Source organism: Paraurantiacibacter namhicola, assembly GCF_001687545.1.
Taxonomy (GTDB): Bacteria; Pseudomonadota; Alphaproteobacteria; order Sphingomonadales; family Sphingomonadaceae; genus Paraurantiacibacter; species Paraurantiacibacter namhicola.
Map to the genome: position 1 here is coordinate 1,845,865 of NZ_CP016545.1, position 15,352 is coordinate 1,861,216.

The 15,352-nt window shown below is 65.2% G+C and carries 12 protein-coding genes and 1 pseudogene; 2 read left to right on the forward strand and 11 right to left on the reverse strand.

Going from position 1 to position 15,352, the window contains the following annotated elements:
• Window positions 1–3: 3 nt before the first annotated feature.
• The 11 genes from xrtA to A6F65_RS09080 form a co-directional block, all read right to left on the reverse strand.
• Window positions 4–1,584, reverse strand: coding sequence for an exosortase A (xrtA, locus tag A6F65_RS09030; protein WP_237164799.1), 1,581 nt, complete (start codon window positions 1,582–1,584; stop codon window positions 4–6).
• Entirely contained in the window at window positions 1,553–2,794 is a 1,242-nt protein-coding gene (locus A6F65_RS09035) for a TIGR03087 family PEP-CTERM/XrtA system glycosyltransferase (RefSeq protein ID WP_067787985.1), read from the reverse strand. The genes xrtA and A6F65_RS09035 overlap by 32 nt, the downstream gene beginning before the upstream one ends.
• Window positions 2,794–3,852, reverse strand: coding sequence for a FemAB family XrtA/PEP-CTERM system-associated protein (locus A6F65_RS09040; RefSeq protein ID WP_067787987.1), 1,059 nt, complete (start codon window positions 3,850–3,852; stop codon window positions 2,794–2,796). The genes A6F65_RS09035 and A6F65_RS09040 overlap by 1 nt, the downstream gene beginning before the upstream one ends.
• A complete protein-coding gene (locus A6F65_RS09045) occupies window positions 3,849–4,799 on the reverse strand; it encodes an XrtA system polysaccharide deacetylase (RefSeq protein WP_205631871.1) in 951 nt (316 codons plus the stop codon). The genes A6F65_RS09040 and A6F65_RS09045 overlap by 4 nt, the downstream gene beginning before the upstream one ends.
• 26 nt (window positions 4,800–4,825) lie before the next feature.
• Entirely contained in the window at window positions 4,826–5,983 is a 1,158-nt protein-coding gene (locus tag A6F65_RS09050; RefSeq protein WP_067787990.1) for an XrtA/PEP-CTERM system-associated ATPase, read from the reverse strand.
• 19 nt (window positions 5,984–6,002) lie between these two features.
• Window positions 6,003–7,691, reverse strand: coding sequence for a hypothetical protein (locus A6F65_RS09055; RefSeq protein WP_067787992.1), 1,689 nt, complete (start codon window positions 7,689–7,691; stop codon window positions 6,003–6,005).
• Window positions 7,692–7,697: 6 nt separating this feature from the next.
• On the reverse strand, window positions 7,698–8,789 hold the full coding sequence (locus tag A6F65_RS09060) for a P-loop NTPase family protein (protein WP_067787994.1): 1,092 nt from the start codon (window positions 8,787–8,789) through the stop codon (window positions 7,698–7,700).
• Between the two features lie 11 nt (window positions 8,790–8,800).
• Window positions 8,801–10,312 carry an XrtA system polysaccharide chain length determinant gene (locus A6F65_RS09065; RefSeq protein WP_067787996.1) on the reverse strand — a complete coding sequence of 504 codons (1,512 nt, stop codon included), beginning with the start codon at window positions 10,310–10,312 and terminating at the stop codon, window positions 8,801–8,803.
• A gap of 13 nt (window positions 10,313–10,325) precedes the next feature.
• A complete protein-coding gene (locus A6F65_RS09070; protein WP_067787998.1) occupies window positions 10,326–10,967 on the reverse strand; it encodes an XrtA/PEP-CTERM system exopolysaccharide export protein in 642 nt (213 codons plus the stop codon).
• Window positions 10,968–11,120: 153 nt separating this feature from the next.
• Window positions 11,121–12,347, reverse strand: a complete 1,227-nt coding sequence (locus tag A6F65_RS09075; RefSeq protein WP_067788000.1) for a pyridoxal-dependent decarboxylase, exosortase A system-associated — start codon at window positions 12,345–12,347, stop codon at window positions 11,121–11,123.
• Complete coding sequence (locus A6F65_RS09080) at window positions 12,344–13,867, reverse strand: acyl-CoA ligase (AMP-forming), exosortase A system-associated (protein WP_067788002.1); 1,524 nt, start codon at window positions 13,865–13,867, stop codon at window positions 12,344–12,346. Before A6F65_RS09080 ends, A6F65_RS09075 begins: the two co-directional genes overlap by 4 nt.
• Window positions 13,868–13,892: 25 nt before the next feature.
• Between A6F65_RS09080 and A6F65_RS09085 the strand changes: the two genes are divergently transcribed.
• Both A6F65_RS09085 and A6F65_RS09090 read left to right on the forward strand, forming a co-directional pair.
• The gene (locus A6F65_RS09085; protein WP_067788004.1) at window positions 13,893–14,861 is read left to right on the forward strand and encodes a GNAT family N-acetyltransferase; all 969 of its coding nucleotides are present in this window, start codon (window positions 13,893–13,895) and stop codon (window positions 14,859–14,861) included.
• Between the two features lie 67 nt (window positions 14,862–14,928).
• Window positions 14,929–15,183, forward strand: a pseudogene (locus A6F65_RS09090) (acyl carrier protein); the annotation flags it as partial.
• Window positions 15,184–15,352: the final 169 nt, after the last annotated feature.

Consider the following 15,352-nt stretch of genomic DNA (forward strand, 5'->3'; position numbering starts at 1 on the left):
TCGCTAGTCGCTTTGCGCGATGCCGTCCATCCACGCTGCCAGCGGGCCGCTGTCGGCGCGGAAGCGGGCGATGGCGGCTTCGGGATCGGTCGCGTCTGTGGTTTGCGCGGACAGGATCAGCAGCATGGTGGGTTCGGACCGCAAAGCCAGCTTGTCGAGCATGTTGGCGAGCTTGAGGCGCGCATTGCTGCCCGTGATCAGATCACCGCTGCGATACCAGGTCACGGCGTAGCGGCGATTGTCGGTGTAAGCCTGCAGCCACGCGCCCGCACCGCCATCGATGGACGGCCCAGGGTGGGACCAACGCCAGGGCGTGGCTGGCGGCAGAGCGCCCTCGTTGAAGCCGCCAGCCTCGCGCCCCTCACCCTGCGAGGCATAGAGCGCGTAGAACACATCGACTTGCTCGCCGTCTGCATTGCGGTAACGGCCCAGCAGGCGATGGTCGTTGCCAGCCGCGCGGGGCTCCCACCAGACAGGCGGCTCGTACGGCACGATGTCCCATCCCTCGACTTGCGGCAGCGCGATCTGCTGCGGCATAGGCGCAGAACGGGTCGATGCTGCCTGCGACCACGCCAGCACGCCAAGCGCCATCAGCGCGATGCCCATCAGTGCTGCCTTGCCGGGGATGGCAAGAGCCTCGGCCTTGGTAAGCGGCCGCGACGCTGAGACTTCCTGCGGGCGCACGTAGGGATCGTCCGGCCACCGCTCGAAAAACCGCCACCCGGCGCCAAGCAGGATGACCAGCACGATTGCGAAGAAGACCCAGCCATAAAAGATGTGATCGAAACCCTCGGCGAACTCCAGCCCCTGGGACTGTGCGATGTAGATCGTGCCCCATGCCCGGATACCATTGGCGAGGATGGGGATGATCGCTGCCATCGCCATGAAGAGCGCACGGCGCTTCCACGATGTGAAGCAGACATGCGCCACCAGCGCGCCAAGGGCGATCATGGCGATCAGGAATTTCACGCCCGAACACGCCTCTGCCACCTCGAACAGGCCCACCGGTGTATCAATGAAGACGCCCTCGATGACCGCCGGGATGCCGGATGCTTCGGTCAGCCAGATCACGATGGCGGCCGTCACCATCTGCAACGCCGGGACCAGCTCGTCACCGAATGGGACGAGAAACAGCATGTAGCAAAGCGGAAAGAAGAGCGCCCAGGACACCTTCGGACCCAGCAAGGTCAGCGCCGCCGCCTGCAAGACAAGGACGGACCCAAGCTGGCTGGCGAAATTCAGGCCAGAAACCGTGCCAAGTAGCCAGACGAACAGCGCGCCAGCCACGCCCACGAGGCCCGGCCACCATGCCATTGGCACCAGCTGCGCCATCTCGCCTGCGCGCAGGTAGACGAGCCAGGCGATGATCGGCGGGACCAGCAGGATGTGATTGTACGTGCTGATGTCCCACCACTGCGCGGCCATGTCCGCCCAGTCCCCCAGCGTGAAGGCAAATAGCCCCGTCCACGCGAGGCAGAGCCGGAGCAAGGGCACGCGCCAGGCCTGCGGGATGGCGTCGACCGAAGCGGCGACGGGAAGTTTCAGGGCAAAGTCACGCCGCATGGCGGCTGGCACGGCGCGCATTGCGCTCGCGCCCCAGCATTGCGGGAAGGCGCGACAGCGAGGCTTCCCAGGACATGGTGTCGACCACGAAACGGCGCGCGGCTTCGCCCATCGTTCGGGCCGCAACCCGGTCTTTCAAAAGGTCGATGGCACGCTCGGCCAGCTGTGTGTCATCATCGGCCACTGCGAATTCGACGCCGTCTTCCGCATCGATCCCGGTGGCCGCACCACTGGTCAGGACAACCGGAAGTTCCATGGCCATGGCTTCCAGCACCTTGTTCTGCACGCCGCGGGCAATCTCCAGCGGCACCAGTGCGAGGTTTGCGCCTGCGAGATAGGGTTTCACTTCCGGAACACCGCCCCACACGCGCATGCCGCCCTTGCCATCCAGCGCACGAAGTTCCGCCGTGGGCGCTCGGCCCACGACATGGAACTGCGCGTCCGGAAACTCCTCACGGATGAGCGGCAGGATCCTGTTTGCGACGCGCTTAACCGCGGCCACATTGGGGGCGTAGTCCATCTGACCCGTGAAGATCAGATGCGGTCCGCGCCCCGTTCGCATGGCCGCCTCGCGCGCGATGCGTTCTGCGCTATAGGCGTTGGAATCGATCCCGTTCGGCATAGCCTCTACAGTGGCGCCGTCAGGCTTTTTCATGCGATCGCGCAGCAGTTTCGCTTCCTGCTTGCTGACAAGCAACGTCATATCCGCACGGTGTGCCAGGCGCTCTTCTTCGCGCGCCAGCAGGCGTCCTTCGCGCCCTTCGATCCATGAGACGGGGCCGCTCTTTTCCTTGCCGTATGCCTCGAACTTGGCACTGTCGACGTCGACCAGGTCCACGATGACGCGGCCCTTGAAGCTGGCCGGGATGTACTGCCCCATCTGGCCGGAGAACACGTAGATCGTGTCGATGTCGCCTTTGGCCAGCATGCCTTCCACCCAGGCCGACAGTTCGGCGTGCCGGAAGGCGGCCACGCTTACCGGCTCGAGGTGGATCAGCGCTTCGATGCCCGCCGCGACCAGCGGCTTCTGCCGGCGGATGACCTTCTGCGATGCTGTGAAGCGCGCGAGGTCCGCCGCATATCCCATCTCGTCCGCACTTTCGGCAAATGTGCCGACATGGACGGGCGCGAGGCGGGTCAGCGCCTTCAGCACATGGAACGACCGAATCTTGTCCCCGCGGTCGGGCGGAAAAGGCATGCGGTGCGCCAGGAAGAGGATTTCGCCGCCCATCAGCCGAGCCCCCGCGCGATCCAGGGGCCAAATCGGTTCGCTACGGGCAGCGGGAGCTTGCGCCAGAGCGCGATACGGCCCGCATGCTGCTGGCTGTTGGGATCGACATCGCGCCTGGCAGCACCGGGCGCAGTCCAGCTGGCATAGGACAGCGGCTCGGGCTCGAAGCCCCAGTTCTTCTTGAAGCTGTAAGCGCCGCTTCCGGTCTTGGAGCGTCCGAAATCGAACCGCTCGCATCCGCGCCGCCGGGCATGCAGCATCAGCTCGTAATACATCCGGTCGTTGGCGCGCAGGCCCCGCGCGGCAAAGGTGCCGCCGCCCCAATAGGGCATGACTGCGCCATCGTGGTAGAAACTCAGCACACTCGCGACGGGCTCGCCGCCGTGCAGGACCGTCAGGATGTCCCCATCCAGCCGCGCCAGCATCGCGTCGAACAGCGCGCGCGGGAAAACCGGCGTGCCCAGATTGCGGACGCTTTCGGCGTAAATCGCATAATGCGCGGCTCGGTCGGCCTCGCTGGTGCCTACGCGCACCTCCAGCTCGGTCTTCAGTCCCTTGCGGACCTCGGCGCGCTGCTTGCGCGGAATGGCGAGAAGCTGGGCTTCATCGTCATCGGCGAGCGGCATTTCGAAATTGCAGTGGCTGTCCGTCGTCACGTCCCAGTCCGACGGAGCATCGCCGCCCCGAAGCTCGACACCGGAGCAGGAGCGGCGGATTGCCAGCTCCTCGGCCGCGCGGCACAGATCGTGCGCAATGCGCTGTGAGGACGACAGCGCGCCCCCGCCCACGCCAAAGCCGCTGGACGCAAGCGCCCGGCCAAACAGCGGCGAGTGTATCTCGGTCAACGGCAGCCAGCCCGTAATCTCGCCGCCCTTTTCCGCCAGCAGGCCCGTGGCGCGCTGGCCGGTGCCCTCCTCGACGCCGAGCAGCCATGCGGGACGTTGGAACAGATTGCCGTTTTCGCGCGCAACGAATGCCTCGATCCGGGCGGCCTCGTCCGGCTGGCGCAAGTCGGCCTCGCGCACACAAGGCGCGGTCAGGGGGAATGGCGCGTTCATTCGGTTTCGGCGCCGATCTGCGCTTCTTCGGCAGCGACGCGCGCAGCCTCCCGGTGGGCCAGCACATCCATGCGGCCCCAGGCAAATTCACCCACAAGCTGCTCCAGCTTGTCGGCCATGCGATCGAGATTGGTGTAGTGGCGCAGGCGCGATTTCAGCGGTGCGCCGGCGACCCGCGGCTGGCCCGGATCGATTTCCCACGGGTGGAAATAGAAAACGGCGGGCCGCTCGTCCGAACGGTTGACCTGGCGGATGGCCCAGCGGCTGAAGGCATAGGGCAGGACGCGGAAGAAGCCGCCGCCGCCTGCTGCCAGACGCTTGCCGCCGAACATCGCGGTCGTGACCGGGATCTCGACCAATTCCGACCAGGGTAGCGGACGAAAGGCGAAACGTGGTGCCTCGGCCCACCCGTAATGATCGTGCGCGACAGGCGCGACACTGCTGGAATAGGCATAGCCCTGCTCCGCCAGCACCTGGTAAGCCCAGGGCGTCCGCTTATCGATGGAGAAGCTGGGCGCGCGGTATCCGCTGATCTTCGTCCCGGCGCTGTCTTCCAGCACCTTGCGGGCCCTTTCGATATCGCCGGCGAATTCCTCGCGCGTCATGCGGAACACGCGGCCATGGTCCCAGCCATGGCTGGCCAGTTCGTGCCCGCGAGCGACGATTTCGCGCATCAGGCCGCCATGGCGCTGTGCCACCCAGCCCAGCGTGAAGAACGTGGCCTTCACATCGGCGGCGTCGAACAGGTCCAGCACCTGCCGCGTGTTGCGGTCGACCCGGTCGGTAAGCCCGCCCCAATCGTCCTTTTCGATGACCTGCTCGAACGCGCCGACCTGGAACCAGTCCTCGACATCGACCGATAGCCCATTGACGATGGCGGCCGCAGGGATGTCCCTCCGGCCGTCATCGCCCCGGTTCGGGCGCGTGTCGAATGTCACCGCGTTCATGCGCTACTCCCGTCCCCTCAGAGCCTTCAGGCAGCCGCGCGGCCGCTGTCCATTTCGCCTTCGACCCAGTCGATCAGCATGGTCAGCGTGTGGCGGATGGTGCGCTCCTGCTCGAACATGCGCGCTTCCACCTCGGCCAGCTTCTCCTGCAGCGCGGCGATTTCGGTGTTCATCGCATCGCTCGTTGCCTCGTCCTGCTGGTTGGCCATTTCCACGATGGCCTGCTGAAGCTCGGCGATCTGGGCGTCACGCTCTGCCAGCGCCTCGTCCAGCTGCTTGCGGTCGATGCGCGGTTCGTGGTTGAGCGGCGCGGGGGCCTGCATGACCGGTTCGGGCTTGGCCATCGGGGCCGGAGCCGCCTCGGGGAAAGCCTTCTCCGTGCCCATCTCTTCCAGCACGGCCTTCAGCATGGCGGAATCGATGCGCTTGCGCTCCTCCACCGCGCCAAGCAGCAGCAGGCGGTTGGCGATCTGGTTGACGCGCCGCGGAATACCGCCGCTCGCCTCGTACATTTCGGCAAACACGCGCTGGTCGAAAGCGGGATTGCCATCCCAACCAACCTTCTCGAGGCGGTGGATGATGTAAGGCTCGATCTCGCCCTTCTCCATCGCTTCCAGGTGGTGCGCCGCGATGACGCGCTGGCGCAGCTGCTCCAGCCCTTCGTGCTCCTGCAGGGTCTGGCGGAATTCCGGCTGGCCCAGCAGCAGCGTCTGCAGCAGCGGGTGGTTGCCCAGCTGGAAGTTGGAGAGCATACGCAGCTCTTCCAGCGCATCGACAGCAAGGTTCTGGCTTTCATCCACCACCAGCAGGCAGCGGCGGCCTTCGCGTGCCTCCTCGTGCAGGAAGGCTTCGATGGCGCCCAGCGCGCTGGCCTTGTCATGGCCTTCGATATCCAGGCCGAAGCTCTGCGCCACGACGTGGATGATCTCTTCCTCGTCGAGCTTGCTGGTGACGATCTGGCCCACGGTCAGCCGGTTGGGATCGACCGTACCCATCATGTGCGCGACCAGCGTCGATTTACCGCTGCCCACCTCGCCGGTGATGACGATGAAGCCCTCACCCTGCGCCAGGCCATAGCCGAGGTAGCTCAGCGCCTTGCGATGCGTGACACTGCGGAAATAGAACGCGGGGTCCGGCGTCAGCTGGAAAGGCTTGCCCGTCAGGCCATAGAAATTGTCGAACATGGTTTAACTCCAGGGCAGATCAGAAGGAATAACGAAGGCCAAGCAGGGCCGAGGCGGAGACCACGTCGGGCACGCTTTCCTGCGTGATCCCGTCCAGTCCCACTGCGGCGGTGCCGGTCAGGCCGCCCGTGATGTTGCGGAAGTAGGACATGCTGGCGGAATACCCCATGCCGTCTGCGTCACTATCGAATCCGGTATCGAACCAATTGACATAGGCATTGGCATTGATGCCGCTGCGACGGTCAAGCGCGTGGCTGGCATACAGGCCAACCCAGTAATTCTCGTCGATCACGCCATCGGCGGCAGCCAGGACGGTGCCTGGCGCCGCGATGAACTTGCGACGATCGTAACCAGCGCCAATCCCGGCCTGCGTGCGACCGAAATCCATGCCGTAGCTGATGGCAACACCGCGATTGCGATAGGCGGCGCTGCGGACGGAGCCGAGCGCACCGGCGATGCAATTGCTGCCTTCCAGGCTCGCCACACAGCCACCGATATTGCCGGTGATCGGGTTGCGGAATGCCTGGAAATTGTCGGGCAGCTGCGCCAGCGTGTCATTCAGCCCGCCGCCGAAGCTGGTCAGGCCGTCATAGACGCCGATGCTGAGGTTGCTGCGCTGGCTGGCAGCATAGCTGAGCGAGCCGTAATAGGTGGTGGAGCCATAACGGCGTCCCACACGCGCCTGGAAGGACGTGCGGCTGCTGGGGCGCCACATCACACCGGCATCCCAGATCAGCCCGTCAGCCTCATATGCGATGATGCGCGGGCTGGCGCTGTCGACCACGTAGCGGCCATCGGGGCCGATGATCGGGTCATTCGTCACCGGATCGCGCTGAGCGTCCCGGTAGGAGACTTCCACGTCCTCGTACCCCACACCGCCGACCAGGGCGAGCGTGCGGCTGACCGGAATGGTCACGTCACCGCGGGCCCAGACGTCGCGAATGCGCTGGTCCAGATTGGATGTATCCTGCTGGTTGAAGCCGCCGCCTACGCCCACGCCGATTGGCAGGACGGTGTTCGGGGCAAAGCCGATGCGCGCGCTGGCCGTATGCTGCGTGCTTTCATCGAAGATATCGACCGGCTCGGTTACGCCCGGCGTGAAGACGACAGCGTCCGGCGCTTCCAGCCGCGTGTAGCCGAAGCGGTAGCTGGCAGCCACGTTGAGGTCACCGACCATCGTGGTAAGCGAGGGGCCGATATAGGCGGAATAGACCTGGCTGGTCCGGTCGTCCGAACCAGCGAAATTGCCTTGGAAAGACCCGCCATTGCCTTCCACGCTGGTGCGCGAGGCGAGACCGCCTGCTTCCAGTGTCAGCGTGCGCGGCACGATGGCGATCCCTGCGCGGGCAATACCGGTCACGATGTCGCTGTCATCCAGCCCGTCCCAGCCAAAGCGGCGTTCGTAGCGGATGGAGGCAGATGCGGCGGAATTGCGGCCCTGGATATTGGCATCCACACCGGCAGCGACGCTGGTGTAAGTGACGACATCGCTGGTTGGCTCAAGCTGGGCCGTCAGCACCTGGCTGGCCTCGATATAGGGCGTGATGGTGACTTGCTGCCCGCCGGACGTGCGGCGCGTTTCGGTAACGGCTTCGCCGCTCTCCTCCGCGTCCAGCTCCGGCAGGGGCTGCGCCTGCGCGAACGCCGTGCCCGGAATACCGAGCGCGGCGGACAGCAGCGCAATGCGAAGCGTGAAGTTCAGTTTCATGGCCGGTTACTCCCCGTACCCGTAATAGGATCCGAACCGCCGGCCGCTGGGGCTGAAATTGGCGGCATTGAGGACCAGTTTGATGTCGGGACCGCCCGACACGTCGCTGCCAAGCAGCGCGATTGCGTCTTCAAGCGAGCTCTGGCCCGTCTCGTCCGCGCGCACGACGACCAGCGCCTGCGCGACATACTTCGCCAGTTCCGCTGCCGGGCTGGCAGCCAGTGCGGGCGGGCTGTCGAAAATGACGATGCGGCGCGGCGCACCCTGCGTCAGGCGGTCCAGCACTTCTGCCGTCCGGTCGCTGGACAGGAATTCGCTGTCCGAATTGGTGCGGTTGCCGGCCGGGAGGATGAAAAGGCCGGGGACGTCCGTCCCCTGCACGCAGTCTTCCACGCGCAGCGATTTGTCGGACAGGACGTCCATCAGGCCCGGCCCTTCCTTCAGGCCGAAAGTCGAGACGATGGAGGGCTTGGCGAAATCGGCATCCACCAGGATGACTTCGCTGTCCTTTTCCGCCGCCATCGCCAGGGCGAGGTTGGCCGAGGTGAACGTCTTGCCTTCATTCGGCAGCGGGCTGCACACCAGCACGCGCTGTGCGCCGGCACGGCCGGCTTTGCGGGCCTCCTTGGAGGCGAGCAGGACCTGGCGCTTCACGATGCGGAATTCTTCCAGCAGCGCGGTGACTGGGCCTTCCGGCAGGATCAGGCCGTTCTTGCGCAGGTGCGCGCGGTCGATCTTGTGGCGCTTGGCGGAGAATGTGACTGGCTCGAGCACCGGCTCGGGCGCCTTTTCCAGCTCGGCGGGCTTGGCCACCGGTTCGGGAGCGGGAGCGGGCTCAGCAACCGGGGCTGGCTCGGGAGCGGGCTGTACTGCAGGCTTTGGCGCTTCCACGGCTGGTTCGATGGCTTCCGGCGCAGGCTTGGCGGCAGGCTTCTTCCTGGCACCACGCTTTGCGGGGGCCTTGGCCAGCTTTTCAGGCATCGGCGCGGGCGCGAAATCGCCAAGGCCGAACATCGCCTCCGCGCGTTCCAGCAGCGTTGCAGGCTTGGCCTTGCCGTCTTCATCTTCCGGCAGCGGAATCTTGCTGTGTTCGGTCATCCTGGGCCCCCTCAGGCAATCATGCCGCGCTGGACGAATTCCAGGCCAACCAGCACCACGAACATGGCAACAAGTGCCGCCGCGCCGCCTGCGAACTGCTTGGTCCGCTTGGCCCGCAGCTTCTTCGCCGCATCCGTGAGATTGTTCGAAATCGTGCCGATTACCGGCAGGTCGAATGTGTCTTCCAGCTTGTTGGCGGTGGCGAAGGTGGAGTTCACCTTGCCAAGCGCCCAGGCCGTGCCCGCTCCGGCAGCAAGGCCGACGAACAGGACACCGAAAAGCAGGAGCGGACGGTTGGGCGCAGCCGGCACGCGCGGCGTGCTGGGCGGATCGACCACTTCGAACTTGATGGCGCTGCGTTCGGTTTCCACCTGGCCACGCAGGCGCAGTTCCTCGCGGTCCTGCAGCAACTTGTCATACTGCTCGCGCAGCACCTCGTAATCGCGGCTGATGCGCTGGGCCTCGGCGGCGACGCCCGGTTCCATGGCCTGGTCGGCGCTAACCTGAGCGATTTCCGCACGCAGGGCCGCAACGCGGCTGCGCAGGGACTGCACGCTGGCAAGGCGCTCTGCCCGGATGGACATCAACGCGGAATAGGCAGGGTTTGGCACCATGCCCGCATTGCCATTGGACGATTGCTGCTGGCGCAGGTTCGCGACCTGCCGCTCGGCAGCGATCATATCAGGATGGCTGTCCGTCAGGCCACGAGCGCGCAGGCCTGCCACATTGGCTTCCGCCTGCTGCAGCGCAGCGCTGGTGCCGCCCTGCCCCTGCAATGCACGCGGCGTGCTGGCGATCTGCCCTTCGATGGCAGCCAGCGAGGACGTGGCAGCGGCGAGGTCCGCTTCTGCACTGCGCAATTCGGCGCGCGTGTTGGAAAGACGGCTGGAGATGGCACTCGCGCCGCCAATCAGTTCGGGATGTTCGGATTCGAAGGCCAGGCGGCGTTGTTCGGCCTCTTCCAGCTGCTTCTGGCGCTCGGCCAGCTGCTGGTCGAGGAAATCGATGGAGCTGCGCATTTCACCGCGCGCGCCGCCAAGGTTCTCCTCGCGGAAGATGTCGATCATCTTGAGCGCAATGTCCTGCGCAAGCTGCGCATTCTCGGCGTCGGACAGGTCGCCCTGGCCGCTCTTGGCCTTGATGATGAAGAGGTTCTCACCCTCGGCAGTAATCAGGATGTCCTCGCCGAGGTCTTCGACTGCCTTTTCCATTTCGGCGGGCGTCGTGATCGTGTCGCCCAGGCGGGTGGATCGCACGACCTTTTCAAGGTTCACGGCGCTGGTCAGCGTCTGGCGGACGCGCTCAAGGTCCTTCTCGCGGCTGCCCGCGCCAAGGCCGATCTGTTCGGCCAGCACGTCATCCAGCTGCACGAAGATACGCGCTTCGGACTCGTAGGAATTGGGAATCAGGGCGACCACCAGCCAGCCCGCAAGGCAGATGCCCCACGCGACGGCCAGCGCCAGCCACTTGCGATTCCAGACGGTCCACAGGGCCGCCCGTGCTTCTTCAAGGATCTCCTTCAACGCCCGGGCCCCCTCAGAACATGCTTTCCGGGATGATGATCACATCGCCCGGCTTCAGCATGACGTTGGCCTGGCTGTCGCCCTTGCGCAGCAAGTCGCCCAGACGGATGGCGTAGGTTTTCTGGCGCCCGGTCGACTTGTCGAAGCGGATCAGCTTCGCCTTGTTGCCACTGGCGAATTCGGACAGGCCGCCCACCGCGATCATCGCGTCCAGCAGCGTCATATTGGCGCGGTACGGGATGGAGGCGGGCTTTTCGGTCGCGCCCACGACGCGCACCTGCTGGCTGAACGTGCCGGCGAACTTGTTGACGATGACCGTCACAATGGGCTCGGAGATGTACTGGCTCAGCTGAAGGCGGATATCCTCGGCCAGCATGGTCGGCGTCTTGCCCACGGCGGGCATGTCCGGGACCAGCGGCGTGGTGATGCGCCCGTCGGGCCGCACCTGTACCTTCGCCCCCAACTCGTCATTGCGCCATACGTGGATCGTCAGCTCGTCGAGCGGGCCGATGACATATTCTTCGCCCGGGCCTTCCTGCATGCTGACGAAGCTGGCAGGCGCCAGTTCCTGTCCGCCGCCCGTGCCGCAGCCGGTCAACGTGATGGCCGCCACGAGAGGCGCAGCAAGGTAGCGTTTGGTCTTTGTGTTTCGCATCGGAAACGTCCTCGAGTTGTCGGCCGGGGCAATGCCCGTGCCTGGATCCGAGGAGGGTTCTGGGTGAAAAGGGTGAATATCCCGTTAGCTTTGACGGGCTTCTGCGGTGTTTGTGCAGCACCGTCCCGTTAAGGGACAATCGGGAGGCTGGCGTTAAACCAGCATTTCCACAGCCGGCCCTTGGCCAAGGAACGCTGCCGGGCTCGCCGTGGCGCCGTAAGCTCCGGCACAGAACACTGCCACCAAATCGCCCACGTCTGCCGCTGGCAGCAGGGCCTTGTCCGCCAGCCGGTCCAGCGGCGTGCACAGGCAGCCGACCACATTTACCACCTCGTCAGGCTGCGCATCGAAGCGCGTGGCGATGGCGACGGGGTAATTGCGCCGCACGACCGTGCCGAAATTGCCCGAGGCCGCCAGCTGGTGATGGAGGCCGCCATCGGTGATCAGGTATGTCGTATCGTGGCTGACCTTCCGGTCCACGATACGGGTCAGGTATACGCCCGCTTCGCCCACGAGGTAGCGTCCGAGTTCGATGGCGAATTCGGTATCGGCCAGGATTGCGGGCAGACTTGCGAAGCGTTCCTCAAGAGCCGCGCCGACGCGCGCGATATCCAGCGGCTCATCCTTGTCGAAATAGGGGATACCAAAACCGCCACCCATGTTGAGATGGACGAGCGGCTCCCCGATCTGCTCCGACAATCGCGCTGCGCAGTCCAGCACATTGGCCTGTGCGTCGATGATGGCATCGGCATCGAGCGCCTGGCTGCCAGTGTAGATATGCAGGCCGCGCCATATGGCCCCGCCGGAGACAAGCTCTCGCGCCAGGCCCGGCACGCGGTCCGCATCCACGCCGAAGGGCTTTGCCCCGCCGCCCATCTTCATGCCGCTGCCGCGAAGCTCGAAATCCGGGTTCACGCGGATGGCAATGCGCGGAGCGGTGCCGATCCGGTCCGCGATGGCCAGTGCGCGCCTGCCTTCGCCCTCGCTTTCGCAATTGAGCGTGACGCCCGCAAGAATGGCCGCTTCCAGTTCCTCGTCCCGCTTGCCGGGGCCTGCGAAACTGGTCCTTTCAGTCGGGAAGCCCGCGGCTTGCGCAAGCACAAGCTCTCCGCCGCTGGCGATGTCGAAGCCGTCCACCAGCTCGCGCATCACCGCGAGTACGGGCGCAAAAGGGTTCGCCTTCATGGCATAATGGATACGCAGGCGGTCCGGCATGGCGCTGCGCAGCGAAGCCACCCGCGCCTTCAGCCGATCGGCCGAGTAAACGAATAGCGGCGTGCGCCCGGCTTCCGCCGCCAGCGCGCTTGCCGTGCGGCCACCTATGGCGAGCTCGCCGTCGAGCGCCTCGAAGCCTTCGGGGATCGGGCCGAGCGCCTTCACGCCGCCACCTCGCGCGCCAGTGCGGCCCGGTCGATCTTGCCGTTGGGGTTCAGCGGCATAACCTCGCGCCATTCGATGTCGCGCGGCTGCATGAAGTTGGGCAGCTGAGCCTTCAGCGCGGCGCGCAGAGCCACCTCATCGGAAGGATCGCCGCGCAGTATCAGCCTGATGGCATGGCCGAGCCGTTCGTCCGGAACACCGATTGCTACAGCCTCTGCGGCCAGATCGGTGGCCAGCACAGCCTCTTCCAGTTCCGAAGGGCTGACACGGTTGCCGCTGGTCTTGATCATGGAATCCCGCCGGCCCACGAAATACAGCAAGCCACCGGCATCGCGGCGCACCCTGTCGCCCGACCAGACGGCCATGCCGCCGAAATGCGAGCCTTCGGGCGCAGGCTTGAAACGCTCTGCAGTGCGCTCCGCATCCTGCCAGTAACCTTGTGCAACCAGCGGCCCGCAATGGACCAGCTCGCCCTCTTCATCAGCATCCGCCACGCGCCCGTCATCGGTAACGACCATGATTTCCGCAAACGGGATGGCCCTGCCCATGCTGGTGGGGTTGGCATCGATCAGCGAGGGATCGAGGAATGTGGAGCGAAATGCCTCGGTCAGGCCGTACATGGCAAAGAGGTGAGCTTGCGAAAAGATACCGCGAAGGTCGCCTACCAGGTCAGGCGTAAGGGCGCCCCCGCTGTTGGTAAGGCGGCGTAACGGGGCCGTGGCCTCCTGCGGCCATTCCTGCTCCGTCAGCTGCACCCACAGAGGGGGAACGGCTGCAAGCGTGGTGACCATGTGGCGGCTGCAAGCCTTTATGACGTCGCGCGGGGTCAGGTAATCGAGCGGAACGGCGCATCCGCCGGCATACCACGCATTCAGAAGCTGGTTCTGCCCGTAGTCGAAGCTGAGGGGCAGCACGGCAAGCGTCACATCGTCGGCCTGCATGCCGAGATAATGCGCCACGGATACGGCCCCCAGCCAGAGGTTGGCATGGCTTAGCATCACGCCCTTGGGCCGCCCGGTCGATCCGCTGGTGTAAAGGATGGCGGCCAGATCGTGCGGATCCCACGCGGACGGCGGAAGTGTCGCGGCTTCGGCATCCCATGCGTTTGCCACTTGGCCTTCGTCCATGCTGCGGCATCCGTCAGGCAGGTCCTCCGCCTCCAGTGTGGCGAGCCGCGCCTTCGTTCCCAGGACCAACAGCGCACCGCTGTCGGCAAGGATATGGGCGACCTGCGCGCGCTTCAGCAACGGATTGATCGGCACGTGCACCAGTCCGGCTCGGGCTGCAGCGAGCGGTAGCAGGCAGGTCAGCTCGCCCTTCGCTGCCCAGCTGGCAACCCGCGCGCCGGGCTGCGGCAGCTCGCGTCGCAGCCATGCCGCCAATGCGCCAACACGGGTTCTTAAGTCCTTGTAGCTAAGCGTTCCGCTGCGCAGCACGAGCGCGGGATCTGCATCGCGGCCACGCTCGGCCAGATGGTCGAGCGGCTTGGCACGCGGATCTGGCTCTGGTGTCGGCGTCATGGAATGATCCGTTGGGAAAGCTGTCTTGGTCGAAATCCGCTATCACGCGAGTGTTAAGGCATTGCAAGCGAGCGACTTCGAGCGCGCAGGCCCTTTCGGCTGCGTCGAATGGTTCGCCCAGCTGGAAGATTTCGGTCTCAAGCCGTTGGTCGCTATTGCGGAACGCCCCGATGGCGCCGCCGCCGCCATGGTGCTGGAACGCCATGGCCGTAGCCTGAAACCGGCGCGTAACTGGTACGCTTTCACCTGGGACATCCTGCGGCGAGGCGAGCACCCCCCTGTCACGGAACTGGCCGCTGCAATCGCCAAGCAGGCCTCGCGTCTCGACCTCGATATGCTTGCAGAGGAGGATGCCATCCTGCTGCGGGATGCGGCCATGTCTGCCGGTTTCGCCGTGCGCCTGGAGCCGTGCGACACCAATCGCACGCTTGCCGTGGCGGGGCGGTCATACGCGGAATACCACGCATCACTGCCGGGTCGCCTGCGCACCACGCTGAAACGCAAGGCCAAGAAAGTCGAAATCCGGATTTCCGAGCGTTTTGATGAAGCTATCTGGGAAAGCTACGAGGATATCTACGCCGAGAGCTGGAAGCCTGAAGAGGGCGATCCGGACTTCCTGCGCCGCTTCGCACATGAGCAGGGCGACCTAATCCGCCTGGCCTGTGCCTATGCTGAGGGCGCACCGGTTGCCGCCCAGTTCTGGAGCGTGGAAGGCGGCGTTGCCTATATTCATAAGCTTGCCCACCGCGAGAGCGCCAAGGCGATCAGCCCGGGCAGTTCGCTGACCGCTGCGCTGATGGAGCACGTCATCGACCGCGACGGCGTCCAGCTCGCCGATTTCGGCACAGGCGATGATCCATACAAGCGCGACTGGATGGACGGCGCGCGAACACGCTTTGCGCTGACGGCATGGAAACGTTCGGATCCGCGCAATTGGCCTGCCATCGCCCGGAATTCCGCGCGAAATCTTGTCACCCGCAAACACCGCCGCTAGGGCGGGCGCAGACACGCCGCACGAAGGGGATAACGGCTTGGGTAGCGAAATCGTGATCCGCGACGCGATCGGGAGCGAAACGGACCTCGTCCTGCGGCAGGTGCTGCAGGATGTCCTCGGCCTTGATGCGCAGCGCGTGGCAGCCTTCGATGCCGACACCGGCCTTTTCGGTGAGCTGCCGGAGCTGGACTCCATGGCCGTCGCCGGACTGCTGACCGAAATCGAGGACAGGCTCGATATCGTCATCGAGGATGACGAGGTGGATGGCGAGATGCTGGAAACCTACGGCGCGCTGCTCGATTTCTGTGCTGACAAGCTTGCGGAAAATGCGCCTGACACTGAGACTACGGACACGGCGCCTGACACTGCGCCGCACACCTCGGAAGACGCAGCCTGAGCCTCACTCTCGCCAGTTGGAACCCGGCAGGCGGACCGCCTGAATTTTGCCTGCAAAACAGCAGCGAGGTCTCCGCATCGCACATTCTCGTGCT